Below are 519 nucleotides of genomic sequence, written 5' to 3'. Positions count from 1 at the left end.
TCTGGCTAAAGCGGGACTAAATACTATAACACTTGATAAAGATACAATTGTCACACTTATTGGTAGATTTATTTTAGGACCTCTTTTGATGTTTATTGTGCTAATCTTAACAGCAAAAAATATACCTACAATTGAATTTAAAACATTTGTTGTGCAATCAGCAGCACCGGCTCTTGCTGTTTTGCCTATTCTAGCCAGCCATGGTGATGGCGATGTTGAGTTTTCCACAAATGTGGTAACATTGAGTACTATTTTATTTGTTGTTGTTATTCCGATTGTTGTTACATTGTTAGGATAAAAAAATATTAGTATCATCTTCAGAAGTGCAGGCTAATGTCAAAAAAAGGGGGTTATATATCAACAAATTTTACACACAGTTTTGTGCATATTGATGGTTACAATGATGTGAGGATGTGGCCTTGATTATTGCGAACAGGCGGATGAAGGGAGAGTGAAATGGATACCTGCCTTTCTTGCAGAAGGGCAGGGTATTTTTATGTTTCGGAAAGAGATTTTCCC

Annotated in this window: 1 protein-coding gene; it reads left to right on the top strand. The window is 36.0% G+C overall.

Features of this window, described 5'->3' with window-relative positions; translation table 11 throughout:
- Positions 1 to 298 (top strand): AEC family transporter (locus tag ACO5GE_RS06665; protein ID WP_484830140.1); only part of this gene is annotated, 298 nt, incomplete at its 5' end.
- Positions 299 to 519: the final 221 nt, after the last annotated feature.

This window comes from Filifactor sp. (genome assembly GCF_057248345.1).
The sequence above is the reverse complement of the archived record's forward strand: the minus strand, read 5'-3'. Positions and strand labels throughout refer to the sequence as shown.